Below are 26815 nucleotides of genomic sequence, written 5' to 3' on the forward strand. Positions count from 1 at the left end.
GTTCCGCACGTCCAACGATGCGGAACGCGCCGTTCGCATATAGCGCGCGGCGCCGGCCGCTGTCGTGCGAGGTGGGGGATCACCAGCCCTCGTAGTCGGGGGTGAAGAGGTCGACGAGCGGCTCGTGCTGCCCAAGCGGAACGGTCGGTAGCGGAGGTTGCGGTACGCCCGGCAGGCGGATCCAGCCGTGCGTACGGGTCTCCTTCACCGACACGTACGTTGCGCGGTAGGCGGCCGGTTCGCTGTCCGGATGGTGGCGCACGACCTCGTCGTAGAACCAGTCCGAGGCGATCAGCGCGAGGGATCCGGGAGATCCGCGCAGGGCCCGCTTGAGCGGCTCCGCCTCCAGGAGCCGGAACGCCATGTTGATGGAGTTGCCCACCACGCCGTGCCGGTCGTGGTGCACCTCCCCTGCGTGGACGGCCGCGCGGAGTTCGATGCGGGTCGCGGGCGAGGCGTCAAGGTTGTGACGCTCCAGGGCGGCGGCCAGCTCTACGGGGAGCGGCCCGGCGAGCAGTTCCTTGGGTATCTCGGAGGGGACGAGTATCAGCATGCCGTCGCCGCGGTCCTCATGGTGGCAGCGCCGCCAGCGCACGCCCGAGTTGTCGAACGCCGCGTTGATCGCGCCGTAGAGGCCCTCGCGTACGGCGATCTGGTCGCGGTGGGTGCGCCGCGAATCGCAGTATCCCGCCACGTCCACGCACACGATCGCCCGGTGCATCGCCGGCGCCATGTCGGCCATGTCCGTCACCGCCCAACGCTCATGCATTCGCGAATGCATATGCACGGCCTAATGCACGTGCATCGCGATGATAGCGCGCCGATCCCCGTCGGCACTGCCGTTCTCCGCGCAAGATGTTCCGCCGAAGTGCCGGGCGGCCGGTGATCTGCCGTGACGGGCGGACGGGTCAGGCGCGTTCGGCAGCGGATCGGTGGAGGGCGTTGAGGGCGTGGGCTATGGCGGGCTGGCGGTCGCTGCCCCGGCGTACGCAGGTGATGATCCGCCGGGACGGGATCGGCTCGCCCCGCAGGGGGACCCGTACGGCCTCGTGCTCGGGCGGCAGCGGCGCGAGCCGGGGGACCAGGGCGACGCCGAACCCGGCGGCGACCAGGGCGGCGACCGCGAACCATTCGTTCGCGTGGTGGGCGATCCGGGGGGTGAAGCCGGTGGCGGCGCACGCGGTGAGCAGCAGGTGGTGCTGGTCGCCGCGATCCGGGGAGCCGATCCAGGGCTCGCGCGAGGCCTCGGCCAGCTCCGCCGTGCCGCGTGCCGCGAGCGGGTGGCCCGCCGGTACGAGGAGGTCCTGCGGCTCGTCCAGGAGCGGGCGCTGATCGAAGCGCGGGTCGTCCGGGGGAGGGCCGTCCGAGGTGGGGATCACGACGGCGATGTCGGTGCGCCGGGCCAGCAGCAGCGGGAACACGTCCTCGCTCTCCTGCTCGCTCATTCGCACGGTCAGCCGCGGGTGCTCCTCGCGGAGCAGGACGGCCGCCGGGGTGACGATGGCGGCGAGTGCGCTGGACACGCAGGAGAAGCGCACCCGGCCGGACGTCCCGGTGCGGTGCGCGGCCAGGTCGGCCTGGGCGCGTTCCCACTGGGCGAAGAGCGCGTCGGCGTGGTCCAGGACGGTGTACGCGGCGGGCGTGAGCCGTACCCGGCGCCCCTGGGCTTCGAGCAGCTCCACGCCGAGGTCGCGGGCGAGCAGGCGGAGCTGCTGGGACACGGTCGAGGGCGTGAGGTGCAGGACCTCCGCGGTGGCGGTGACCGTGCCCTGCTCCTTCAGGACGCGGAGCGCCTGCAGCCGGGGATCGATCATGTGGCAATTTAACACGGTCCCATGCGAGATCTTTCGATGGACTCGCACGGTACGGGCTTCGCAGACTCGTCGTATGGCCCTCTTCGACAGCCGCCGCGTTCCGGCACCGGTCCTGGTGCTCGGCAGCGTCGTGTCCGTACAGACGGGGCAGGCGCTCGGCAAGCAGATGTTCGGCGAGATCGGGGCGCTCGGTGTCGTCACGCTACGGCTGGTGTTCGCGGCGGCGTTCCTGTTCCTGCTGTGGAGGCCGCGCCTGCCTGAAAGGGACGCGCTACCGGTCATCGCCGCCTTGGGGGTGGCCATCGCTGGGATGCAGTTCATCTATCCGGCGATGGAACTCCTTCCCATAGGGATCGCCTCGACCGTTCAGTTCCTGGGTCCTCTGGGGCTCGCCCTGGCCGGGTCGCGGCGGCCGGCGGACCTGGTGTGGGTGGCCCTGGCCGGACTGGGAGTGGTCCTGGTCTACAGCCCTGGGGGAGACATGCCGTCGCTGACGGGCCTGGCGTTCGCGCTGGCCTCGGGCGGGTTCATGGCGGCCTATCTCGTTCTGAACAAGCGCGCGGGCGCCCGTACGGCGGACGGCTCCGTGCTGACATGGGCGGTCGTGTTCGCCGCGATCCTGACGCTGCCGCTCGGACCGGTGGCGGCCGGTACGGAACTGCTCCGTCCTGACGTTCTGCTCATCGGCGCGGGGACGGCCCTGGTGTCGGCCGTGATTCCGTGGTCGCTCGACCTCGCCGCCCTGCGCCGCCTACCCGAACGCGTCCTCGCCGTCATGGTGAGCCTGGAACCCGCCGCCGGCGCGCTGGCAGGGCTCGTCCTGCTGGCGGAGCACCTGTCCTGGTCGCAATGGGTGGCCATCGGCTGTGTCAGCGTCGCCTCCGCCGGTGTCGTCATCACCGCCGGCAGGGCCCGGAGGCCCGCCGCGCCCGAGAAGAGCGGACGGGCCGTCCAGGCACCACAGGCCCTGATCAGCCCTTCGGAGCCGGAACCATCTCGGCGTGCTTGACGGTGTAGCCGCCGCGGGTCACGGGGGCGAAGGCCGCCGGGGCCTGGCACGTGCCCACTGTGCCCTCCACCCACTCGCCCTTGTCGTTCTCGACGGCGTTGCCGACCACCCAGGACAGGCCCACCCGGTCCTGGCTGCGCCCCTTGTGGTCCTTGCCCGCGTCCTGGACGCTGAAGCCGAGCCGCTTGCCGACCCACTCCTTCACCTCGTCGTCCCCCCGTACGACCTTGGCGGTCAGCGCGGCGTTGCCCGGGCTGGTGGTCATGCAGTCCACGACGGCCTCGAAGCGGACCGTCTTGTCCTCGGAGTCCAGGTAGTGGGAGACCTTCACCGTTCCGGTGGCGTCGGACGGGAGCCCGTGGGGTGCGCCGGGCATCGGGCGCGTGTACGGGGTGGCGCGCGCGTCGAAGGTGAAGCTGCGCACATCCTTGTCAGGCCAGAACGTCAGCCGGAACTCGGCGGACCCCTGGACGCTCGCCGTCTTGGGCCCGGCAGGGGCCTCCTGTGGCATCGCGTACGCGGCGGTGGTCCCGCCCACTACGGCGAACGCACCAATCGCGGCGAGGATCAGTAGCTTGCGCAAGGTCGTACCCCCTGGAATCGCTCCGGGCCCCGTCGGCCCGAACGATTCGATCCTCTGGCCTTGCCCTGCCCCAGGGGCTCACCCGTTCAGGTCAACGAGATCCCCCGGAAGGGGGAAACGCGAACGGGCGGCACGGGAGCCCCGTACCGCCCGTTTCCCCACCCTTACTCGTCGGACTTGGCCTCGGGCCCGTCGTCCGGCTTGGCGTCCGGGTCGGCGTCCGGATGGGCCTCGATGAACGACGCGTAGACCTCGTCGGCGATGACGCCCTTGGCCGAGACCTCGACATCGTTCTGGCGGGCCCATTCCCGCACGTCGGAGTTGGTGTACCCCTTGATCTTCGCCGGGCTGGCGGCCTTGCGGCCCCGGCCGGCGGCCTTCACCTCGCGCGCCTTGCCGACGAACGCCTCGACCGTGTCGAGCGCGTCCCGCAGCCGCTTGTCGTTCGCGTCGCTCAGGTCGATCGTGAACTTCCGTCCCAGGACGTCGAAGTCACGCTTGGCGACGTCGCTCTCCTCGGTGCCGTCCATGTCGTCAACGAGGATGACCTTCTCGGCCATGTGGTCCTTTCCGCTAGCCACCGTGAGCAACCCAGACGCTAGCGGACTCCGGCAGGTGATCGAACCGTACGCGCCAGGAGTGACATCGACCTCACCCTGGCGCCGCCGGCAGCCCGTTCACCAGCGAACGGAGCCCTTCGGCGTACGTGTCCCGCGCGGTGTGCCGCCTGTCCGGCCGCCTGCGCATCTTCTTCCGCGACCAGGAGGAGGCCGTGACTTGAATACCGCCTCAGAGGGCGTAATTGCGTAGATGCCGCAGTGAGACCGCCGCGTAAGGGCCTTCGGTCTCGAGTGACGATTCCTCGGCGGGCAGCCTGCGCGCGCCCACGCGGCAGAACTCGCCGGCCGAGCCTCGGATCACTGATGCCGCCTCCGGGTCCCCGTACAGCCAGTGCTCTCCGGCAGGGCCGGTGAGCTCGCACCGTACGGGCCTGGCCTGCTCACCGGCCGCTGCCAGCGCGTACGGCAGCGTCCGGTGGGCCAGCCAGGCGATGTGCCGCAGCCGGGCACTGTCGGGGTACGCGAGGCCCAGCGGGACGGTGATGTCCAGCGCGTGGGCCCAGTGCTCGGCGATCCGGGTCGTGGCGAGCGTACGGGGCGACAGGGGAGCGGCGGCCCAGGCCAGCCGCGCGCCAGGCGGGCAGCTCCGCAGCGCTTCCAGCGATCCGCTCGCGGAGTCCCGCCACCGCCGGAGCACGTCCTCGGGGCCGGTGGCCCGGACGGCTGCCACCAGGCGGTCCATCGACTCGTCCAGCGCGACGCCGTCCTCGCGGACGAACGCGTCCTGCTCCCCGCCGGCCGAGGCGACGGCGAACTCGTTGCTCTGCGCCAGATGCACGACGACGTCGGCGACCGACCAGCCCTCGGCCGCGGACGGAAGCGCCCACATGTGCGGCTCCAGGCCCGCGAGCACCCCGCCGAGGCACGCGTACTCGTCCGCCAGATCATCGAAGACGTCGCCCATGCGGCCCACCGTACAGAACGCCATTCTGTTTGAGGAAGGCTCAGCCGGCTCTCAACACACGGTTGAGGATCGTCATGGGATCAGCAGTGGACTTCGCCCTGCGCGCCGACTGGACGCAGCTGGCGTGGGCGGCCGCCGAACTGGCAGGCCGCCGCGTGCCGGGCAAAGCCGTCATCGACGTCCGCTGAGCGGAGCGGACGAAGTCAGCCGCTGAGCCTGTGACGATTCTGCTGACCGCGCCGTCGACCCAGGTATGCGCGGACGGCGCTCGACCCGCCATTCGCCGCATCACGACCCGAAACTGCAAGGGCGAATTGCACGGCCCCGGGTTGGCTCCGGCAACCCGTAATGCCGCACCGCGCAGTCAGTATCGGCGCACGGATGCAGCGACAGGGAAGTACGGACGTCGAGCGTCGCGATCCGGCCGTTGTGCTGGACGGCGATTACGGCTCTCGATGCCGTTTTCCGCTGGAGACCGGGCAGCGGGTCCGGATAGCGGTGGGGCGTCAGGTGGGGCGGCGGGCGTAGGCGCACAATTGCGAGAGGCTTACCTCCAGCGGGACGTCGTCGCGGTCGAAGGCGGTCAGGGCCCGGTCCCATCTGGCCAGGTCGTCGCGCGTGGCCAGGCCTTCGGTGACCAGGGTCTCGCGGGCGGCCCAGGCGGGCGGTCTCGAGCCGGGCCTCGGGGTGATCACGCGGCTGTGGTCGTGGAACTCCACCGCCTCGAGACCGGCCGCCGCCAGCAGTCGCGGGAGGCGGCGTCCCACCGACAGGTCGTTGCCGCGCCGGGCGTGCAGGGCGAGGTACGCCGCGTTCAGGTCCTCCAGCTCCGGTATGACCGGCTTGATCTGCAGCCGATCGGCGTCGACGTCCACGAGGTACACCGTCCCGCCGGGTCTGGCCAGGGTGGCGAGGTGGTCGACGATGGCCTGCTCACGGCCTCCGTTATGGGCCAGCACGTGGCGCATCATCACCACGTCGAACGCGGCGGGCGGCAGTCCCGTGGCGTCCACTGGGCCCGCCAGGAAACGGGTGTTCGACAGGCCGGATCGCGCCGCCAGTTCCCGGGCGGTCGCCAGTGCCGTCTCGTCCCGATCCACGCCGTGGACGTCGCCGGATTCCCCGACGAGTTCCGCGAGGACGATGGTGATCGCGCCGGGACCGCATCCCACGTCCGCGATCCGCGCTCCCGGCCGGATGCCTGCGGCCTCCCACAGTGCGTGCTCGTCCTCGCGGGCGGCCTCGGCCATCTGGTGATAGCGGGCGATCTCCGCGTCGCTGAGGGTCAGCGAGTAGTCGCTCATTCCCGCAGTATGCGCTCCCTGCCGGCCGCGAGCGGGGACGTTGCCCCAAGTCGGCCAGTGCCGGGGCCTGGTCGTGGAATTCTCAAAGAGGTCCATGGTATTGGCAATCCGTCCGCAGCCGGAGCATTGCAAATACCATTCTGGACGGGTGGAACGTCGGTGTTGATAGCGGGGATCCGATTGGGCGTGATTCTCATATCCGAACACGCACCGTTCTTCGCGGGAAATCCCCATCGGAAGGCTGCCGGACCCGTACGCTGTGTGCCTGATCCTGACGGTCGGTGAGGTCGCCGTACTGACCGACCGGATCAGGCACGCTCCCACCCCCCGCTCTGTGGGACGTGCCTCGTCGAGTCGTGGCGCGGTTCGTCCGGTGAGGATGACGTTCGAGGGGGCGCCACGACTCCTGGCGAGGTGGCCGGCCGGGGAGCGAACCGGGACCCCCAGGCCGGCCACCGGTCAGGAACCCTTGAACGCGCGCGTGAAGTCGGGGCACGCCACCAGCGGCGCGTGCGTGCAGGTCGAGGCGTGGCGGAGGCCGTCGCGCATCCGGACGAGCCGGGCGATGTCGTCATCGATCGCGCGCGCCTTGTCCGCCATCCGCGCGCGCAACTCGACATCGGTGGGCCTGGCCAGCACGAACGTCGCGATCTCGGCGATCGTGAACCCGGCGCCGCGGGCGCAGGCGATGAGCCCGAGACGGTCGAGGACGTCGGGCCGGTACGTACGGCGCAGGCCGTTGCGGCCCGCCGAGGCGATGAGGCCCCGGCTCTCGTAGAACCGCAGGGCCGAGGGCGCCAGCCCGGAACGCTCGGCGACCTCGGCGATGTCCAGCTGTGCTTCGACCATCAGGGCTCCTTGACTTGAACCGCGCTTCAAGTCGGAGACTAGCCGCCATGAAGATCCATCACCTCAACTGCGGGTCCGTACGGCGGATCGAGGCCACCTACGACGGCCCGCCGCCCGCCCATGCCGTCAACCACTGCCTGCTGGTCGAGACCGATTCCGACGGCCTGGTCCTGGTCGAGACCGGCCTCGGCCTCGGCGATGTCCGCGATCCCGCCGGCAGCCTCGGCGCCGGCTGGATCGAGATGGCCGAGCCCGTGCTGTCCGAAGACGAGACGGCCGTACGCCAGGTCGCCCGCCTGGGGTATTCGCCGGGCGACGTACGGCACGTCATCGTGACCCACCTCGACGTCGACCATTGCGGTGGCCTGCCCGACTTCCCCGACGCGCGGGTGCATGTCCTCGCGGCCGAACTGAAGGCGGCGACCGCGGAGGGAGCCGGCTCCCGCTATGCCACCGCCCACTGGGCCCACGGCCCGAAGTGGGTCACCTACAGCCCCGAGCCTGGCGAGGATTGGTTCGGGTTCACGTCCGTACAGCCCGAGGGCCTGCCACCGGAGATCCGGCTGGTCCCGCTCGGCGGCCATACCGACGGCCACACCGGAGTCGCCGTACGCGATGGCGACCGCTGGCTCCTGCACTGCGGTGACGCCTACTACTACCACCGGGAGGTCGGGAACGATCCGCATCCGCATCCCGTGCTGGACCTCGTTCAGACCCACTCGCAGGTCGACCGCGACCTGCGGCTCGGCACTCAGGCCCGGTTGCGCGAACTCGTACGCGACCACGGCGACGAGGTCTCGGTCTTCAGCGCCCACGATCCGTGGGAACTGAACGCATACCGCTGACCCGCCGGGCCGGACCCGCGTTCCCGGCGGGCCCGGCCGGCCGTGCGGAGGTTCCGCCAGGCCTGCGAGCACGCGGTTATCATGCGGCGAAGCCGGAAGAGGTGGTCCGATGGATCCTGACTTCGCCACGTACGCGCTTCCCCCGGGACTCATCCTCTTCGGGCTCGCCTTCGCCGCGTTCGGTGTGCACGTCATCCGCATCGGCCGCCGCCTCCGGCGGTTCGGGCACCGGGTCCCGGGCGTCGTCGTACGGCTCCGCTGGGATAGCAATGACCACGGCGGCGGCAACTACTACCCCGTCCTGCGCTTCCGCACGCGGGACGGTACGGAGGTCACGACCGAGTCCGACCTGGGCAGCAACCCGTCGCCCGTCCGGGCCGGGCAGCCGGTCGCCGTGATCTATGACCCGGAAAAGCCCAAGCGGGCCCGCCTGGACGGCCCGGGCGGCAGCGGCACCGTGCACGGCTCGCTGTTCCTCGCCCTCGGCCTCCTCCTCGCCGGCATCGGAACGATCGCGTCGGCCGTGATGGTGGTCGCCGCCGTCACCTGACCCGCGCCCCGGAACTCATCGCTCGCCACTGCTTCGCCTTGACCACATGACCGTGGAGTGGAAGAGCACCCGCAGCGGCGGTGTCGACGATGGAACGCGTTGCTCGGCGGTCCTGCCGTGCCGGACGGCTTGCCGCCACGTGTCCCAGGGAGGCGTCACATTCTCGGGTCGGCGGCGAAACGGCCTGATGTGATCAGGAGCCCCGTTCTCGCCGCCGGCCGACCCTGTTCAGGGCGCGCCGTGGCGGGCCACCCGGCGGGTGAATCCGCCGTGGAAGCCGAACGGGATGTGGTGCGGGAGCCGCGCGACGGCCAGCGGGCCCCGTTCCAGGTCGGCGGCGTCCAGGATGACCAGCCGCGAGCGGTGTTCGGTCTCGTCGTAGCCGACCAGGAGCAGCCAGCCGTCGTCCTCGGCGGCGTCCGGGGTGCGCGGGACGAAGATCGCCTCGCCGGGGAGATCGCCCTGCCGGAAGTCGCAGGAGGTGACCTTGCCGGTCGCGTTGTCGATCTTGATGACGCTGCCGAAGGAGCCCCCCGCGCCCGCGTCAGGGTTCCCGGTGGCGTAGCTGAAGCGGTGCTCGCGGGTGGACCTGCGCCAGTCGAACTGGGGGAAGTCGGCCGCGAAGCTCGCCAGCTCCGTTCTGATGATCTTCGAGGGGGTGATGCGGTAGCGCATCAGCCGGCTCGGCGGCGTCCTGAGGGCGCCGGGTTCGCGGAACTTCCGGGACGACGTCTTGAGCCATTCGAAGTCGTCGAACTCGACGAAGTCGACGACGGTGTCCGAGCCGTCCTCGTAGGCGTTGGTCATGTGCAGGTGGACGAGCGCCTCATGCTCGATCATGCGCGGCCGGGATCCGTCGCGGGGCACCAGCAGCACGCGGGTCGGGTGTTCGGGGTGGTACCGCAGCGCGTCGAGCATCGTGCCGCGGAGCAGCGTGATCGGATCGGGCTGGATCGGGTCCAGGAAGAAGACCAGGTGCTCGGCGGTGAGGGCGAAGTCGTGGTTCCACGGCATGCGCCGGATGGGCAGGTCGGCGATGCGCTGGAAGCGGCCCTGGCGCGACACCTTGTAGCAGTACAGGCCCGGAGTCGGGAACAGCCGCGTACCGAAGTTGAACATCTCGCCGGTGTCAGGGTCGAACTTCGGATGCGCCGACCACATGCCGATGCCCTTGAGCCGCCCGCCGAAGTCGTGCTCGCCGAGGGTCTCCAGGCTGTCGGGATCCAGCCGGTACGGCTTGCCGCCCTCCCACAGCGCGAGAAGGTCCCCGGCATGGAACGACACGTTGGTGTTGGCGGTGTTGGCGACCGGCCAGGGGAGCCGTGCCCGCTGTGCCGGAGTGCCCAGGTTCCGCCACTTGAGGTCGCTGGATGAGAGCCCGTGGACGTACTGCGGCGTACGGACGTAGCGGTTGCGGAAGTGGACCCTTCCGTTCTGGATGACGAACCGCGAGACCATGCCGTCCCCGTCGAGCAGGCAGTCCAGCGGGGTGTCGCCCACCTGCCACTTTCCGGGCCCCACCCGGTACAGCGTGCCGGACAGGCCCGCCGGGATCGTTCCCTCGATCTCCCGGACGTCGTAGTCGTACTCCTCCAGCAGGGGCAGTGCCGCACCGAATGCCATCCCGGTCCTCCGCTATGTTGATGACAGGCGTCCTCTACTTTGACTTTGAGGACGCGTGTCGTCAATAGCTCGCCGGAGGGAATGACATCGTGAGCACCCGTCCCCACCGAGGGCGAGGCCCCCAGGAACGTGTCGCCGAGCGCCGTGCCCGCCTGATCGTCGCGGGCCTGGACATGTGGGGCGAGTGCGGATGGTCCGGAGTGTCGGTACGGGGTGTTTGCGCCCGGGCCAGACTCACCGACCGGTACTTCTACGAGTCCTTCGACGGCCGCGAGGCGCTGCTGCTCGCCGTCTTCGACCAGGCGCTGGCCGATCTGATGGCCGCGATGGCCGCCGTCCCCTGGGAGGGCGAGCCCCGGCCGTTCATGAGGGCGTCGATGACCGCCGTGTTCGCCGCCCTCGACGCGGACCCGCGCCTGGCCAGGGTCACGCGCAGCGACACGAGCGGGAGCCCGGCGCTGGAACGGCGCAGGCACGAGGCGCTGGACGCGATCGCCGACCTCATCACGGCACGGATCACCGCCGTATCCGAGGGCCCGATGGACGCCGACAGCGTCCGGGCGCCGGTGCGCTTCTGCGTCGCGGGCGTCCTCGAACTGATCTCCATGTGGCTCGGCGGCCGGCTCGAGGCCACGGTCGAGCAACTCGCCGACCAGTGCTCGGACCTCTGCGCGCGCGTCTTCGGCATCCCGTGAACAAGGCGGGACCGGGCACATCGTGGACCGGCGGCGGGCCGGGATAGGTACGGCCCACACCCGGAACTCTGCTGGAACCGCTGATTCGCCTCAGCGGCTTTATACGCCTCCCAATGGAGTTCGTTGACGAAGTTCCCACGGTGTCCGCCTTCGCCGCCGCCTTGTCACGTGGTGTCAATATCTTGATCAACGGGTGACATCGGGTCCGTACAGTCCTCTTCCGTGCATGTAGCTCCCCCCGGAACCATCCGTTGACACCGCACGAAAGGTCCTGGCATGGCGAAGAATCCGAACGGCGGTACCGAGACCAAAGGCGGTCCCAGCGCTGACCCGCCGCCCGAAGGCGGTGATGGCGCGCTCGGCCGGCTCAGCCGCAGGCTCGGCCTGCGCACGGACCCGGTGATCTTCTTCGTCTCCGCCGGGCTGATGGTCGTGTTCCTGATCCTGATGCTGCTGCTCCCCGGGCAGATCAACGACGTCTTCACCGCCGGCCGGGACTGGATCGTCACCAATCTGGGCTGGTTCTTCATCCTCGGGGTGACCGCCTGGCTGGTCTTCCTGGCGTGGGCCGCGCTCAGCCGGTACGGCAACCTGCGGCTCGGTGGTGACGAGTCCCGTCCCGAGTACAGCAACCTCTCCTGGTTCGCGATGCTCTTCGCCGGCGGCATCGGCACCGTGCTGATGTTCTGGGGCGTCGCCGAGCCGATCACCCACTTCGCCAAGCCCCCGAAGGCGGGGGTGGAGCCGCACTCGGTCGAGGCCTCCCAGGAGGCGATGAACTTCTCGCTGTACCACCTGAGCCTGCACACCTGGGCGATCTTCACCCTGCCCGGCCTCGCGTTCGGGTTCTTCATCTACCGCTACGGCCTGCCGATGCGGGTCAGTTCGGTGTTCTATCCGTTCCTGAAGCAGCGGATCTACGGCCCGATCGGGAAGACGATCGACATCTTCGCCGTGCTGGGCACCCTGTTCGGGCTGGCGGTCTCGCTGGGCCTGGGCACCTCCCAGGTCGCGGCCGGTCTCGGTGCGCTGACGCCGCTGTCGGACAGCGTCGGTACGCGGGTCCTGGTGATCGTCGTGCTCACCACCGTCGCGGTGAGCTCCATCGTGGCCGGCCTGGACAAGGGCGTGAAGCGGCTCTCGAACCTCAACATCCTGATGGCCGTCGGGCTGATGATCTTCGTGCTGGTCGCCGGGGGCCAGACGGTCTTCCTGTTCCGGCAGATCTTCGAGAGCACGGGACGGTACCTGGAGAGCATCGTCGGGCTCTCGCTGTGGAACGACGCGATGGCCGGCTACACCAAGGACGGCGGCTGGGGCTGGCAGGGCGGCTGGACCGTCTTCTACTGGGCCTGGACGGTCACGTGGGCGCCGTTCATGGGCGTGTTCCTGGCGCGCATCTCCAAGGGCCGCACGATCCGCCAGTTCGTCGGCGGCGTCCTGGTCGCGCCCTCCCTGTTCACCGTGGTCTGGTTCGCCATCTTCGGCTGGTCGGCCATGCGGATCGACGGCATCGGCGGCGACGGCGGCGATCTGACCCGTGAGGTCGTCACCAACGAGCAGATCCCGCTGGCGATGTTCGAGTTCTTCTCGAACTATCCGGCGGTGACCCTGATCCAGGGCATCGCGATCGTGGTGGTGGCGCTGTTCTTCGCGACGTCCTCGGACTCGGCGTCACTGGTCGTGGACATGCTCTGTACCGGCGACGGCGATCCCGGCCCGGTACGGCAGCGCCTCTTCTGGGGGATCGCCGAAGGCACCCTGGCCGCGTCGCTGATCGTCTTCGGCGGCGACGAGGCGCTGAAGGCCCTGCAACAGGTCATCACGGTGATCGGGCTCCCGATCTTCCTGCTGTGCTTCCTCATGATGTTCAGCCTCGCCAAGGGACTGAGACAGGAGTCGCACGCGGCGTACGCGGCGCAACTCAGCCACATGCAGCGGGGAGCCCAGCCGCCGGCCGACACGAAGCCTCCTTCCAAGGAGGTGTCCACCGGCTCCGCGCAGAAGTCCTGACCGCATCCACCCGTTCCCGGCCCGGCGGCGATGAGGCCGCCGGGCTCGGGCGGGGTTCACCCCGGCACGCGGGCAGTGATTCCATCAGGTGACCGCCGTCCGGGCGGTCGCCGATATCACCGCACACCGCGGGAGAAGTCATGGGTACGGTCCACGAAATGCGGCTGGAGCGGTGGGGGATGGATCGCCCGCCGCTGCGCACGCTCGACTCCGCCGCGTCGTTCATCGACGACGTCGGGTTCGCCGTGCTGTTCGGCGACTCCGAGGCCGCCTTTCCCGCGCTGCGCGAGGCCGCCAGGGACGACGCGAGCCCTCGCCTTGCGGCCGGATGGGGAGAGGACCTTGAGCGCATGTGGTCCTGGAAGGACGAGCTGCCCGTCCAGGGCCACGCGTGGGTCGGGCGTTTCGTCTGCGGAAAGCAGTCGCTGCTGTCTCCCCGGCTCCTGGCACTGCTCATCGGCGACACCCCCTCGGCGGACGCCCTGTCCCCGCTGGGAAGGAAGGTCGCCGGCAGGCTCGAAGCCGAAGGCCCGACCTCGATGCGCGCGATCCGTCAGGACTACGGCCTGAACTCCCGGACCGGCCAGCGGCTGCTGGACGAGCTCGGCCGCGCCCTGGTCGTCACCAACTACGGGACCGTGCAGGACGGTCCGGGCTGGCCCAGCTGCGTCATCGAGCTGACCGGCCGTGCCTTCCCCGGCAGGGACGGCCGTCCGGTCGCCGCCCGCCGGCGCGCGGCGACCCGGATCTTCCTGGGAACCGTGGTGGAGGCCGGCGCCCGGGAGCTGTCGCGGGCCTTCCGGTGGCCGCGCCGGGAGGCCACGGCCGTCCTGGACGACCTGGTCGAGCGTGAGCTGGCCGTCCCGGGCGCCGGCGGCGGCTACCGGTTGCGCGCCTGACACCGGAACGGCATGCGCCGTTCGCCGGTGCGTCCTTCTCACCGCATGGCTTCGCTAAAGTGTTCGGGCCGTCTCGGTCGTGGGGACCGAGCAGCCGCAGTGTTCGATGCGGGGAACCTCCGCGGTTTCGCTGTCCTGTCCGCTTCTCGCCGGAGGTTCCCTCGCATGTCCGTCGCGGCGTCGCAACCGCAGGCCCCGGAGACGCCCGGGGGTGACGATTCGTCCGCCGTGCTCGCGGCCGAGCAGGCCCATCTGCGGCGGTCGCAGACCGCGTTGCGGCAGATGCGCGAGCAGGCGCAGAGCCTGTCCGCCGTCACCGCCGCGGACCAGGTGTCGCAGGACGTGCTGGCGGCCGCTCTCCAGCGGCGGGTCGAGGCACTCGCCGATCAGCCCGACACGCCGCTGTTCTTCGGCCGGATGGACGCGGACGCCGAAGGCCGCGATGAGGAGCTGCCCGCGACGATCCATGTCGGGCGGCGCCATGTGCAGGACGACCAGGGCCGGCTGCTGGTCCTGGACTGGCGGGCGCCGGTGGCCGGGGCCTTCTACCAGGCGGGGCCGAGCGAGCCGATGGGCTGGTGGCGGCGCCGCCGGTTCGGCTTCCAGGGCGGCGCGCTGACCGCGTTCGAGGACGAGCCGCTCGACGGCTCGACGGTCGGTGTCTCGGCGATCCTGACCGCCGAGATCGAGCGTCCGCGGACGGGCCCGATGCGCGACATCGTGGCGACCATCCAGCCGGAGCAGGACGTGATCGTCCGCGCCGATCTGTCCCAGACGCTGTGCGTGCAGGGGGCGCCGGGCACGGGGAAGACCGCCGTCGGCCTGCATCGGGCCGCGTACCTGCTGTTCGCCCACCGCGAGCGGCTGGCGCGATCCGGCGTGCTGATCGTCGGGCCGAGCCGGGCGTTCCTGTCGTACATCTCGGCGGTACTGCCGGCCCTCGGCGAGATCCGGGTCGAGCAGGCCACCATCGAGGACCTGCTCGGCGCGGCCACCGCCGACGAGGACGCCGGGACCGCGACGCTCAAGGGCGACGCGCGGATGGCCGAGGTTGTCCGCCGGGCGCTGTGGTGGCATGTCCGCGAGGCCGAGGAGGGCCTGGTGTTCACCCGTGGCGCGGCGCGCTACCGGCTGTCCGACCACGAGGTGCGGGAGACCGTGGCGGTCCGGCGCGGCACCATCCGTTACGGTCCCGGGCGTGCCGCGCTGGCCCAGCAGCTGGCGCACCAGATCCTGGTCCGGATGGAGGAGCGCGGTGGGGCGCCCGACGACCGGGTGCAGGACGCCGTCGCCCGGTCGAAACCGGTCAAGCAGGCCATCGACCGGGTCTGGCCCAAGCTCGTCCCGGAACAGGTGCTGTACCGCCTCTACCACGAGGACGAACTGCTGGCCTCCGCCACCGAGGGCGTGCTGACCGATGCCGAGCGGGAGATGCTGCGTCCGGCCAAGCCGTACCGTTCGCACCGTTCGGCCAAGTGGACGCCGGCCGACCGGGCACTGCTGGACGAGCTCGCGGACCTGATCGAACGCACCCCGTCACTCGGCCATCTGGTGGTGGACGAGGCCCAGGACCTGTCGGCGATGCAGTTGCGCGCGCTCGGGCGGCGCTGCACGACCGGGTCGGCGACCGTTCTGGGGGACCTGGCCCAGGGCACCACGCCATGGGCCGCGCGTTCCTGGACGGACGTCCTCGGCCACCTGGGCAAGGAGGGGGAGGTCACCGAGCTGGCGGTCGGTTTCCGGGTGCCGGGGGCCGTGCTGGATTTCGCCGCGCGGCTGCTGCCGGCCATCGCTCCGGAGCTGACGGCTCCGCGCTCGCTCCGTACCGGGATCGGCGCGCTGACCGTACGGCGGGTGGCCCACCTCGAGGACGCCATCGTCGAAGCGGTGCGGGAGGCTCTCGTACGGGAGGGCTCCATCGGCGTGATCGTCGCGGACGCCGACCTCGACTCCCATGAGCGGACGCTGTCGGCGGCGAACCTGCGGTACGGGCTGCTCGGCTCCGACAGCGACGCTGAGCAGCGGGTCCTCCTCGTCCCGGCTTCGGCGGTGAAAGGCCTGGAGTACGACCATGTGGTCGTGGTGGAACCGGCCAGTATCGCCGGGGCGGAGAGCGGTGGCCTCGCCCGCCTGTACGTGGCGCTGACCCGGGCGGTCTCGACCCTCACCGTCCTGCACAACGCCCACTTGCCGGGAGAGCTGGCGGCCTGACGCTCGCCCGGGAACGCTCAAGCCCGAACGGCGGGCGGGCACCGGCGCGAACCGGTGCCCGCGTACGTATGGACAGGTCAGCCGGTCAAGTTGAGAGACCGGAGCCACTTGGCGCTGCCGTTGCGGTCGATCGAGACGGCACCGATGCTGATGTGGCCGTCGTGCAGCGCGGCGGTGTCGCTGCGCGGGTCGATCTCGGGCGCCGGGTTCACCGGGGCGTAGCTGATCCGGTAGCCACCCTTGCCGTCCGGTACGTAGGTGATGCGGCCGGAGGCCTTCTGGCCCACCTCGGTCCAGCGCGGCGAGAGGGTCTGGCCGGCCTCGGCGTGCGGGACGTTGATGTTGAGCAGCAGCCCTTCCCGGGCCAGCCGGTCGCTCGCCCCGCGGCGGCCGAGCAGGCGCGCCGCGACCTTGGTCGCGTAGGCGGCGGCGGCCTCGTACGTCGGGTCGGACGGCTTGGTCAGGGCGCCGCCCTTCCCGTCCGCGCTGACCGCGATGGCCGGTACGCCGCGTTCGGTGGCCGCCGTCGCCGCTCCCACGGTGCCGGACATGTTCACCGCCACGTCGATGTTGGCGCCGGAGTTGGTCCCGGTCATGACCAGGTCGGGCCCGTCGGTCCAGCCGGCCCGCTCCGCCAGGATCGTGCCGAGCGCCAGCTCGACCGAGTCGGCGGGCGTGACGGACTTCGACTCGGGGGTGCACGCGCCGGGGCCGATGCAGGCGCCGACGACCAGGCCCTTCGACGGCGCGGTCGCGCAGTCGCCAGCGTACCCGGCCGGGATCGCCACCGGCGGCGCGACGCTGACCTGCCGGGCCGCCGAGACCGACCGGCTGCCGCCGCTCATCTGGCCCCACGGGCCGATCACCACGACGTCGGCCTTCGCCGCGCACAGCGCCTTGCGCAGGATGTACAGGCCGCGCCCGTCCGCCCCGTCCGCCTCCGCCGCCTGGACGGAGTCGTCGTTGGACAGCAGGATCCGCTTGCCGGCCAGAGAGTCGGCGCCGTGCCCGGGCCGGACCTTGTCCGCGCTCGCCCCGGCTGGTACGAGCGCCACCCCGGCCACCACCACCGCCGTCAGTGCGATTTTGCCCGCACGCAACCGATTCCGTTGAGAATTGCCTTCGGACATTCGAATCCGCCGCATCAATGTCTCCCTCACCGACGATGTACCCAGGTTTCTATACCTTCCAGGCGGTAAGTAACAAGGGTCACAATGATCGGCTTCGTGGCCCGTTCGGGACCGTGAACGTCGAGCGTCGCCCTGACGTTCTCCCATGCGGCACGTCCATGCGAGAGCCCGTCCCGCTCACCGGACAGAACCGCGCAGCACGGCCCGTCCCGCTGTCACCGGCCTCACCAGGTCCTCGCCGGAACGGGACCCACCTGACCGGGTGACCCTTCCGCTCGCGCGGCCACCTAGAGTGACAGCCGTGGATCAGCACCAGATCGTCGTGAGCAGGTCACCAGGGGACGGCGGGCGCGTACGAACGGGCGCCCTGCTGAAACGCAGCGGATCGATCATGACCGTCCGCTGGGACGAGGACGGGCGGGAAGAGGACGTCCGGATCTCCCCTGACGCGACGTTCGTGGTGCCGGGCACGCTGCGCCACCAGGCCTTCGTGGACCTGGACGGGCTCAAGGACCGGCTCGAGACCGAGCCGTCGGCCGTCTACGTCCAGGCCGTTCGCGAGTACGGACCGGCCCTGACCGCCCTGGAACTCAAGGCGAAGCTCGCTGAGCTGCGGGTCGACCAGGCGACCCTGGACAAGGCGTGGCGGCGGGCCCAGGCCAAGCTCAAGGACCACGAGCAGGTGGAATTCCGGCGCGGCAAGTACCGGTGGCGGAAACCACGGCCAGACCAGCCGGGCGCCGCTGAGCCCCAGCCGGCCCCGGCGGAAGCGCAAGCCGCCTCGCCGCCCGCGCCAGGCGCGGCCACGAACACCGGCTCACCGAGCCCGTTCCTGAAGCCGTCCCCGGCACCCGCCACTCCGCCCGAGCCGACCACTCCGCCCAAGGCGACCACTCCGCCCAAGGCCGCTGCTCCGCCTCAGGTGACCGCTCCGATCGAGGCCGCCACCACAGAAGCAGCCGCTCCGGCGGAGACGACTCCCGAGCCGGAAGAGCCCCCGACCTGGCAGGACGCGTTCGCGGCAGCGCTGGAAGACGCCCCCCTCGCTGACGAGGCGCTCTACACCCGATCCCCGCTGGCCACAGCCGTCCGCCTGGACCGCCTCAACGACGCCGCGATCGAACGGCTGCTGGCCTCCATCCGCGAGGACGACCGTCCGGCGGCCCTGGCGCGACTGGCCGCGACTCCCCGGAATGCCGCGCCGGTGACCGCAGGCATGGCCGACGCCGACCCGGCCGTACTCGCAGCCGTCATGGCGGCGAGCGCCGGCGAACTCCGGACACGGCCGACCGACCCCGCGCTCGGTCCGGCCGCCGTCCGGCTGCTGGAGAGACTGACCGCACGCGCCGTCCCCGACGAGAGCCTGCCCGCGTTGATCAGGCTGGCCGCCGCCGTCACCGAAGAGGTGGGCAAGGACGCACTCGACGTCCTGGACCGCGTCGCCAAGGCCGTGGGGGAACGCCTGGCCGCGATGCCGGAACAGCAGCGAGAGTCCATTGACCTGGACGCGGTGTCCCGCATGGTCGCCGGCCTTCCGTTCACCCCGCAAGGGGCCAGGGCCACCGTGCTGGCGACGGTCGGCCGCGCCTGGCCGCAGCGGATCACCGAGGAGATCTGGTGGCGCGGAGCCACCCTGACCGCGCTGGCACAGGCGGCGGCCGGTCCGCTCGGCAGCGTCACCTCCCGGCCGGACGTGGCCAGGAAGGTCCTCGCTCCGCTGGCGGAGGAGGAACTGCCGAAGGTGACCAGCCGGGTCAGGCTGGCCGGGCTGCTCGGCCTGCCGACGGAGTTCGTCCGGCATCTCCCGCCGACCGGCGTGGCGAGCGCCTTCCGCCGCATCGCGGCCGAGGACCCGATCGTCGCCGCCTGGCTGCCCCTGCTGGCGCAGAACGAGCGAGTGGCCCGCCTCCAAGAGGAACTGGAACAGGCCCAGGCCGAGCTACGCCAAGCGAACGAGCGCCCGAACCCCCAGCAGGAGCGCCCCGACACCGCCTGATGCGCTGACCACCGACATTCACCGGCCGGCCTTCTCCCCGTTGACTCGTGGCGTGTTCGCCCTTGCCGTCGCCCGTCGAGACGAACACGCCACGAGTCAACGTTGATGGTGACGCGGTGAACGGGGAGAGTTCTCCAGGCGGACCCAGCGGCCGACGCGGAGGAACTCGCGAGCGGCGAGCCAGCCCGCGACCTGGCACCGGAACGGCGCAGTGCGCACCCGACCCGTCGCCACCACGGTGCTTGTATATCGAATTCACATACAAACCACCGGTAGACGTCATGTGCTTCGATATTCTACGGTGGCTCACGGGAGCACAGAAAGCACGGGAGCAGCACGGGACGGCGCGTACGGCCGGAACGGGCCGTGCCCCGTCCCCGCGACCGGACGCTGTGCTACGAAGTGTGCGCAGCTCATCAGTGACGAGCGCGCCGAGCGTTCCGAGAAGCGTGACGACAGCAAGAGGAGCGATGCGCCGGTGACATCCACCACCGAGCAGCCCGCCGCGCGGCCCCCCGGCCGCCCCGACCGGCCCGAGTCCGCCGGGCGGCCGGACGAACGGCCCGCCGACGGTGCCCTCGTCCAGGTACGCGGCCAGCGGTGGGTGGTCGGCGACGTGGACGACTCGCGCGGCGGCAGCACGCTCGTCACGCTGCAGAGCGTCGAGGACGGCCGGTACGGGGACACGCTCACGGTCATCTGGGAGGTCGAGCCGGGCCGCCGCCTCCTGCCCAGCGGCTCTCTCCCCGACATCGCGCCCGGACGGTTCGACTCGCCGGACAGGCTCGCCGCGTTCCTGGACGCGGTCCGCTGGGGCGCCGTGGCGTCCGCCGACGTCAAGACCCTCCAGGCGCCGTTCCGTTCCGGCGTCGCGATCGAGGACTACCAGCTCGAACCGGTCGCCCGCGCGCTCGACGCGCCCCGCGTCAACCTCCTCCTCGCCGACGACGTCGGGCTCGGCAAGACGATCGAGGCGGGCCTGGTCGCGCAGGAACTGCTGCTGCGCCAGCGCGGCCGCAAGATCATGGTGGTGTGCCCGGCCGGGCTGACGGTGAAGTGGCGCGACGAGATGGCCGAGAAGTTCGGCCTGGAGTTCACCGTCATCGACTCCGAGCGGTGCGCGGAGGTCCGCCGCACGCACGGCAGCGCCGCCAACCCGTTCGAGGTCTACCCCCTTGCCATCGTGTCGCTGCCCTGGCTGCGCGGCGCCAAGGCGCAGCGGCTGCTGGACGAGGTGCTCCCGGCGGACGGGCCCACCTACCCCCGCACGTTCGACCTGCTGATCCTGGACGAGGCGCACCATGCGGCACCGGCCGCGCCCAAGCAGGTGTACGCGGTCGACTCGCAGCAGACCAAGCTGATCCGGCGCCTCGCGCCGCACTTCACGCACCGGCTGTTCCTGTCGGCGACCCCGCACAACGGCTACCAGGCGAGCTTCACCGCGCTCCTGGAGATCCTGGACGACCAGCGCTTCGCCCGGGGCATGGAGCCCGACCCCGCCGCCGTGGCGGACACGGTCGTCCGGCGGCTCAAGCGCCAGATCACCGACGCCGATGGGAAGCCGCGCTTCGTCGCCCGCGACGCCCGTGAGATCCCGGTCCGCTATCCCGACAGCGAGCGTGAGATCCACGGCCTGCTGCAGCGGTTCGCGCAGGCCCGCCGCAAGCGCCTCAACCAGACCCGGGGCCGCAAGGCCGCCGACCTGGTGACGCTGCTGCTGAAGAAGCGGCTGTTCTCCAGCCCCGCCGCGTTCGCGCACACCGTCGGCGTCTACACCGAGACGCTCAAGGCGGCGTCCAAGCCCTGGCGGCCGACCGAGGACGAGTGGCTGGACGACTTCTTCGAGGACACCGCCACGCTCGACGACCAGTCGCTGGACGAGGCCGAGAGCGACGCGCTCGCCCGGACGAACGCGCTGGTCGTGGGCAGGGACCGCGGCGGCGAGGACGACGAGCTGACGCTGCTCGGCCGGATGTACGACTGGGCGTCGGCGCACGAGGCGCGGCCGGACGCCAAGGCCGCCGAGCTCATCTCCTACCTTCAGGCGATCTGCCGGCCCGACGGCGGCGAGTGGACCAACGAGCGGGTCATCGTCTTCACCGAGTACCGCGACACCAAGGACTGGCTGCGCGAGCTACTGCGCGCCCAGGGCCTGGGCGGTGACCGGGTGGCCGAGCTGGACGGCGGCGTGAACGCCCAGGACCGCGAGCGGCTGCGGCTGGCGTTCCAGAAGTCGCCCGCCGAGCATCCGGTACGGATCCTGCTGGCCACCGACGCCGCCAGTGAGGGCATCGACCTGCAGAACCACTGCCACCGCCTGGTGAACTACGACATCCCGTTCAACCCCAACAAGCTGGAGCAGCGGATCGGCCGGATCGACCGGTACGGGCAGAAGAAGGTCCCCGAGATCCGGCACTTCGTCGGGACCGGCTGGGACAAGGCCGTCGACTCCTACGAGGCGGACCTGGAGTTCCTGTCCCGGGTGGCGGTGAAGGTCGCGCGGATGCAGGAGGACCTCGGCTCGGTGAATGCCGTCCTCGCCGACGCCGTGCAGCGCCGCCTGCTCGGCGAACGGGTGGACGTGGACGCCGAGACCGCCAAGGCCACCGCGAAGGACAAGGTCCCGGTCGACGGCGATGTGGGGGAGCAGGTCCGCAAGCTGCGCGCCACCCTCGACGAGACCGTACGGGAGCTGCGCATCACCCCGGTCGGCATCAAGCGCGTCGTCGACACCGCCCTCGAACTGGCCCGGCAGCAGCCGCTCACCCAGGCGGTCGACCCCGACCCGGGCGTCTATGACGTACCGGTCCTGACCGGTTCCTGGGAACGCGCCTCGGCCGGTCTCTGGGAGAAGCTTCCCCCGGACGGACAGCAGCCCAGGCAGCTCCCGGTGACGTTCGACCAGCAGGTCGCCAAGGGACGCGACGACGTCGTGACGGCCCACCTCGGGCACCCGCTGGTGGCGATGTCCACCCGCCTGCTGCGCGCCGCCGTCTCCAACGACAAGATCGACCTCAACCGCGTCACCGCCGTGATCAGCGACGATCCGGAGCTGGAGACGACGCTCGTCGGCGCGTTCTCCCGGTTCGTCCTGGTCGGCGCGGACGGCGTGCGGCTGCACGAGGAGGTCCTGCACGCCGGCGGCTGGGCACCCGAGGGCGGCCGGTTCCGCCGCTGGGAGAGCGTGCTCCGCCTCGGTGACCTGCTCGACCGGGCGCTCACCTCGGGTACGCCCGCGCCCCCGCGCGTCCATGCCCGCCTCGCCGAACGGTTCGAGTCCATGCGCCCCGGCCTGGAGCTGGCCATCGAGGCCCGCAAGAAGACCAGGCTCGAATCCCTGGAACGGCAGCTGGCCCAGCGGAACGAGGCCGAGTCCAAGCGCATCACCGCCAACATCGACCAGTTCGCCGGTACGCTCCGCCGCCAGCTCGCCAAGGGCGACGAGACCGACTCGCTGTTCTCCGAGATCGAAGCCCTCAGCCAGGACGAGATCCGGCAGTACCGCAACGACCGCGAGTCGTGGCGCAGGCGGCTGGACCGGCTCGACGCCGAGAAGGACCTGGAACTGCGGCAGATCGAGGCCCGCTACGCGCGGCCCGAGCCGCACTCGTTCCCTGTCGCAGTGATCTTCGTGGTACCCAGGGGAGAGGCGATCTGAGATGGCGAACACCCGGTACAAGGGCCGCCCCCAGCACAGGGACGACTTCGACCACACCACCTGGCTCGAACTCATCGACGTCTCGGGCCCGTTCCTCAGCGTCCCCGTCCTGCGCCGCGTCTGGCCCACCCTGGACCCGCTCGACAAGCCGACCCGCGAACGCCTCCGCCAGGAGCACGCGGCCATGCCCGGCCGCGACTGGATCGACTACGTCCTGGACGAGCTGCTCGGCTGGGACGAGCTCCTGGACGCCGAGGGCGGCGGGGTGGACGAGCTGTCCATCGACGTCCCCGAGCACGACGCCACGATTACTCCGTCATTCGCCCTGCGCGAGCCGGGCGCCAAGCACGACGGCGACGCCAAGACCGTCCGGCTGCTCGGCCTCGTCTGCGAGGACCGTCCCACCCAGCGCGTGAAGGACTCCGCCTGGGCCGCCACCCCCGTCGACCGCCTCGCCCACCTGTGCCGTCATCACGACGTCGAGCTGGGTCTGGCCACCGACGGCCGCTGGTGGGCCCTGGTGTGGGCACCGCGCGGCGGCGTCACCACCACGGCCGTGTTCGACTCGGTCAACTGGCACGAGAAGGCCGAACGCGACGTCGTCCGCGCCTTCGTCTCCATCCTGGGACGCTCGCGCTTCTTCTCCGTACCCGAGGACGAGACCCCGACCGCCCTGCTGAAGGCGAGCCTGGACAACCAGGAAGAGATCACCGAGGCCCTCGGCGTCCAGGTACGCCAGGCCGTCGAACTGCTCGTCGCCGCCATCGGACGCGCCCACACCGCCGACGTCGCCCAGGGCGGCCCCGGCATCGGGAACGTGACCGCCCACGAGGTCTACCGCGGCGCGGTCGCGGTCATGATGCGCGTGGTCTTCCTGCTGTTCGCGGAAGAGCGAGGGCTGCTCCCCGCCGACAAGCCGCTTTACCGTTCGGCCTATTCCGCCGGCCTCCTCGGCGCCGAACTCGAACAGCGCGCCCGCGACGGCAGCGAAGTGGACCTGGAGCACACCTACACCGGCTGGCACCGCCTGCTCGCGCTGTTCAACGCCGTCTACTACGGCGTAGACCACCCCGACATGCCGATGCACGCCCACGACGGCTCGATCTTCGATCCCAAGACCTTCGACTGGCTGCCGCACGCCATCGACGACCGGACCGTTCTGCACATGCTCAAGGCCGTGCAGACCGTCGAGATCGGTACGGGCAAGTCCCGCGAGCCGCGCAAGATCTCGTTCCGTGCCCTGGACGTGGAGCAGATCGGCTACGTCTACGAGGGCCTGCTCTCCTTCGAGGGCTTCTACGCCGACGAGACCTTTGTGGGACTCATCGGCAAGGCCGGGATTGAGGAAGAGGTAGCGCTCAGCACCCTGGAGGCCGTCGCCGCCTCCGCCGACGACGTACCGGCCCTGGCCGAAGCCCTCGCCGTCAAATACAAGGACTCCAAAATCGGCTCGGCCAAGACCCTGGAAAAGCGCCTGGCCCCCCTGTCGAAGGCCGAGGCCCAGGAAGCCGAACGCAAACTCCTGGCCGTCACCGGCGGAGACCTGTTCCTGGCCCGCCGCCTGCTGCCGTTCTACAACATCATCCGTACCGACCTGCGAGACCTTCCGGTCGTCATCCTCACCGACGCGCTGTACGTGACCGAGTCGTCGCTGCGCAAGAACACCGGCACCCACTACACGCCGAAGTTCCTCGCCACCCAGGTCGTAGAAGGAGCCCTCGAACCCCTCGTCTTCTCGCCCGGCCCCCTCCAGACGGCAGATAAGAGTGAGTGGAAGCCCCGCTCCTCGGACGAGATCCTGGCCCTCAAGGTCGCCGACATCGCCATGGGCTCGGCTGCGTTTCTGGTGGCCGCCTGCCGCTTCCTGGCCGACCACCTGGTCAACGCCTGGATCCGCGAAGACGACGAGCGAGCCCAGGGATATCGAGGCCAGTCCCAAGACCTCGCCGTCGACGCCGACGAGGACCCTGTGGTCGTCAACGCCCGCCGCCACATCATCGAGCACTGCCTGTACGGCGCGGATATCAATGAGATGGCCGTCGAAATGGCCAAGCTCTCCCTGTGGCTCGTCTCGATGGACCCGCGCAGGCCGTTCACCTTCCTGGACGACCGCCTCATTGTCGGAGACTCGCTGCTCGGGATCACGTCCCTCGACCAGCTCGAAGTCATGCACATGGACGCCAAGCGCGGCCGTGCCGTGCACGAGAACGCAATGCTCGACTGGACGTCCGGAGCCCGCGAAGTAGCCGGCGAGATCGCCCAGCAGCGCCGCGCAATTGTGGACATTGAAGGAACGACCCTGGAGGCCCTCGCCCAGAAGCGAGCCCTTCTCGCGGAGACGGGAGAGAAGGTCAACCGCGCCTGGCTCTACGCCGACCTGGCCACCGCTGGGGCCCTGGCTTTCGCCAAGGACGGCGCCTCCGGCCTTGACAAGGCCTCGGTGCGGTCAGCCAAGGTCGCCGAGACCCTGGCCAAGGGCGGCGAGGAGGCGGAGCTTATCGCCCGTGACCAGCTCGCCCTGTGGCTCAAGACGGACCTGCCCGCTGGAGCCTTCCGCCGCCAGCCCATCCACTGGCCCCTGGTCTTCCCTGAGGTCTTCGAGAATGGCGGCTTCAACGCCGTCATCGGCAATCCGCCCTTTCTGCATGGTTCAAGGATCACCGCAGCCGCCGGGATCGCTTATAGAGAATATTTGGTGGAAAGCGTATCCGGAGGAGAACGCGGAAATGCTGATCTGGTGACGTATTTCATCCTGAAGGCGCATGCCTTGTGTGATGGGAGGGGTCAGACTGGGCTGGTCGCCACCAACACCCTTGCCCAGGGAGATACTCGCGAGGTAGGACTCGACCGACTCTTGATGAGTGGCATTGCCCTGAGGCAGGCGATCAAGAGTAGGCCATGGCCATCGAAATCCGCCGCCCTTGAGTACTGTGCGATCTGGACCAGTGGCGAGAAACTCGATGAACTGGCTCCTCGTATTCTGGACGGAGTGGCTGTTCCGGGTATCTCGTCCTCCCTGAATCGAGAAACTCGGGCTTCGGGCCGCCCTTTTCGATTGGCGAATAACGGTGGCCGATCCTTCCTGGGGTCTAAGGTCGAGGGGGCTGGATTCATTGTCGACTCGCAGTGGGCTGCAGAACTGCTCGATAAGGATGCTCGATATTCGGCGGTTCTTTCCCCGTATCTGATCGGGCGAGACGTCGCCTCGCGGGCGGATTCATCCGCCAGTCGATGGGTCATCAATTTCTATGACTGGCCGGAATCAAAAGCCGTGGAGTTTGCTGCATGCTATGAACGTGTGGCATCACTTGTTAAGCCTGAGAGGGAAAGGAATAAGCGAAAGGTTCGCCGTGAACGATGGTGGCAGTATGGCGAGCTGGCTGCGGGACTGTATAAGTCAATGGCCGGGCTTGAAAAAGTTTGCGCGATTGTTCGTGTAGGGAAGACGGTGATGCCCGTATTCGTTGCCACCAATCAAGTGTTGAGCGACCAAGTCGTGGTAGTCGTAGATCAAGACGCGGCCATGATGGCGCTGTTGAGCAGTGCCCCTCACTATTGGTGGGCAGTGGCGAATGCCTCGTCAATGAAGACCGACTTGCGCTACACGCCGTCCGATGTTTATGAAACGCTGCCCTTGCCCGATATGTCGCAAGAGATGCGAGACTTGGGTGCTCGACTCGATACCTATCGGCGAAAACTCATGCTGGCTCGCCGATGGGGGCTGACGAAGACGTACAATCTGGTCCATGATTTGAGCTGCCTGGACGTGGGCATCATGGAGTTGCGAGCGATCCACAAGGCAATCGACGAAGCCGTTTGCCGCGCGTATGGCTGGGATGACCTTGTTCCGCTGCTTGATCACGGACACCATGATCTTGGCCGCGAGACTCGTTACACTGTAGCGGCGGCAGTACAGCAGGAGTTTGTGGAGCGGCTGCTTGAGCTGAACCATGAACGATATGCAGCTGAGGTTGCGGCTGGGCTGCACGACAAGAAGAAGAGCAAGAAGAGTGCCCGGGCCGAGGTGTCCGAGCAGGGCGGGCTCTTCTGAGGTTGTCGGCTGGTGCGGTGGGCACCTGCCTTGACCGAGATCATCGGCTCGCCCAGCTACG

Annotated in this window: 19 protein-coding genes; 10 read left to right on the forward strand and 9 right to left on the reverse strand. The window is 69.9% G+C overall.

The genetic code is table 11. From position 1 onward, the window contains the following. Positions 1-79: 79 nt before the first annotated feature. Both ACH34Q_RS32095 and ACH34Q_RS32100 read right to left on the reverse strand, forming a co-directional pair. Positions 80-769, reverse strand: a complete 690-nt coding sequence (locus ACH34Q_RS32095; protein ID WP_395986864.1) for a hypothetical protein — start codon at positions 767-769, stop codon at positions 80-82. 139 nt (positions 770-908) lie between these two features. Beyond that, a complete protein-coding gene (locus ACH34Q_RS32100; RefSeq protein WP_395986865.1) occupies positions 909-1814 on the reverse strand; it encodes a LysR family transcriptional regulator in 906 nt (301 codons plus the stop codon). 73 nt (positions 1815-1887) lie between these two features. On the opposite strand from ACH34Q_RS32100, the gene ACH34Q_RS32105 reads away from it, so the two are divergent. After that, the gene (locus ACH34Q_RS32105; protein WP_395986866.1) at positions 1888-2823 is read left to right on the forward strand and encodes an EamA family transporter; all 936 of its coding nucleotides are present in this window, start codon (positions 1888-1890) and stop codon (positions 2821-2823) included. On the opposite strand, the gene ACH34Q_RS32110 is transcribed toward ACH34Q_RS32105, so the two are convergent. The 5 genes from ACH34Q_RS32110 to ACH34Q_RS32130 all read right to left on the reverse strand — a co-directional run bounded on the left by ACH34Q_RS32110 (position 2786) and on the right by ACH34Q_RS32130 (position 7083). Next, positions 2786-3406, reverse strand: a complete 621-nt coding sequence (locus tag ACH34Q_RS32110; protein WP_395986867.1) for a hypothetical protein — start codon at positions 3404-3406, stop codon at positions 2786-2788. The genes ACH34Q_RS32105 and ACH34Q_RS32110 overlap by 38 nt on opposite strands. Before the next feature lie 164 nt (positions 3407-3570). Continuing rightward, positions 3571-3966 carry an Lsr2 family protein gene (locus ACH34Q_RS32115; protein WP_395986868.1) on the reverse strand — a complete coding sequence of 132 codons (396 nt, stop codon included), beginning with the start codon at positions 3964-3966 and terminating at the stop codon, positions 3571-3573. Between the two features lie 229 nt (positions 3967-4195). Beyond that, positions 4196-4930, reverse strand: a complete 735-nt coding sequence (locus ACH34Q_RS32120) for a maleylpyruvate isomerase family mycothiol-dependent enzyme (protein ID WP_395986869.1) — start codon at positions 4928-4930, stop codon at positions 4196-4198. Between the two features lie 506 nt (positions 4931-5436). After that, positions 5437-6234, reverse strand: a complete 798-nt coding sequence (locus ACH34Q_RS32125; protein WP_395986870.1) for a methyltransferase domain-containing protein — start codon at positions 6232-6234, stop codon at positions 5437-5439. A 459-nt stretch (positions 6235-6693) separates the two neighbouring features. Beyond that, on the reverse strand, positions 6694-7083 hold the full coding sequence (locus tag ACH34Q_RS32130; protein ID WP_395986871.1) for a MerR family transcriptional regulator: 390 nt from the start codon (positions 7081-7083) through the stop codon (positions 6694-6696). A gap of 47 nt (positions 7084-7130) precedes the next feature. Between ACH34Q_RS32130 and ACH34Q_RS32135 the strand changes: the two genes are divergently transcribed. Further along, complete coding sequence (locus tag ACH34Q_RS32135) at positions 7131-7928, forward strand: MBL fold metallo-hydrolase (RefSeq protein ID WP_395986872.1); 798 nt, start codon at positions 7131-7133, stop codon at positions 7926-7928. Positions 7929-8037: 109 nt separating this feature from the next. Beyond that, complete coding sequence (locus ACH34Q_RS32140) at positions 8038-8478, forward strand: DUF3592 domain-containing protein (RefSeq protein WP_395986873.1); 441 nt, start codon at positions 8038-8040, stop codon at positions 8476-8478. Positions 8479-8706: 228 nt separating this feature from the next. Here the strand turns inward: ACH34Q_RS32140 and ACH34Q_RS32145 are convergent, their stop codons facing one another. Continuing rightward, positions 8707-10101, reverse strand: coding sequence for a carotenoid oxygenase family protein (locus tag ACH34Q_RS32145; RefSeq protein ID WP_395986874.1), 1395 nt, complete (start codon positions 10099-10101; stop codon positions 8707-8709). 89 nt (positions 10102-10190) lie between these two features. On the opposite strand from ACH34Q_RS32145, the gene ACH34Q_RS32150 reads away from it, so the two are divergent. The 4 genes from ACH34Q_RS32150 to ACH34Q_RS32165 all read left to right on the forward strand — a co-directional run bounded on the left by ACH34Q_RS32150 (position 10191) and on the right by ACH34Q_RS32165 (position 15919). Beyond that, the gene (locus tag ACH34Q_RS32150; RefSeq protein WP_395986875.1) at positions 10191-10796 is read left to right on the forward strand and encodes a TetR/AcrR family transcriptional regulator; all 606 of its coding nucleotides are present in this window, start codon (positions 10191-10193) and stop codon (positions 10794-10796) included. A 276-nt stretch (positions 10797-11072) separates the two neighbouring features. After that, positions 11073-12809: a BCCT family transporter gene (locus ACH34Q_RS32155; protein WP_395986876.1), complete on the forward strand. Its 1737-nt coding sequence runs from the start codon at positions 11073-11075 to the stop codon at positions 12807-12809. 140 nt (positions 12810-12949) lie between these two features. Continuing rightward, complete coding sequence (locus ACH34Q_RS32160) at positions 12950-13708, forward strand: hypothetical protein (RefSeq protein WP_395986877.1); 759 nt, start codon at positions 12950-12952, stop codon at positions 13706-13708. Positions 13709-13873: 165 nt separating this feature from the next. Next, complete coding sequence (locus tag ACH34Q_RS32165; protein ID WP_395986879.1) at positions 13874-15919, forward strand: HelD family protein; 2046 nt, start codon at positions 13874-13876, stop codon at positions 15917-15919. Between the two features lie 77 nt (positions 15920-15996). Here the strand turns inward: ACH34Q_RS32165 and surE are convergent, their stop codons facing one another. Then, positions 15997-17019, reverse strand: a complete 1023-nt coding sequence (surE, locus tag ACH34Q_RS32170) for a 5'/3'-nucleotidase SurE (protein ID WP_395986880.1) — start codon at positions 17017-17019, stop codon at positions 15997-15999. A 331-nt stretch (positions 17020-17350) separates the two neighbouring features. On the opposite strand from surE, the gene ACH34Q_RS32175 reads away from it, so the two are divergent. The 3 genes from ACH34Q_RS32175 to ACH34Q_RS32185 all read left to right on the forward strand — a co-directional run bounded on the left by ACH34Q_RS32175 (position 17351) and on the right by ACH34Q_RS32185 (position 26754). After that, positions 17351-19045 (forward strand): hypothetical protein, encoded by a 1695-nt coding sequence (locus tag ACH34Q_RS32175; RefSeq protein WP_395986881.1) that lies wholly within the window; start codon positions 17351-17353, stop codon positions 19043-19045. 478 nt (positions 19046-19523) lie between these two features. Then, entirely contained in the window at positions 19524-22703 is a 3180-nt protein-coding gene (drmD, locus tag ACH34Q_RS32180) for a DISARM system SNF2-like helicase DrmD (protein WP_395986882.1), read from the forward strand. Position 22704: 1 nt separating this feature from the next. Beyond that, on the forward strand, positions 22705-26754 hold the full coding sequence (locus tag ACH34Q_RS32185) for an Eco57I restriction-modification methylase domain-containing protein (RefSeq protein ID WP_395986883.1): 4050 nt from the start codon (positions 22705-22707) through the stop codon (positions 26752-26754). Positions 26755-26815: the final 61 nt, after the last annotated feature.

The organism is Actinomadura sp. 9N407, assembly GCF_044326315.1.
Classification (GTDB): Bacteria; Actinomycetota; Actinomycetes; order Streptosporangiales; family Streptosporangiaceae; genus Spirillospora.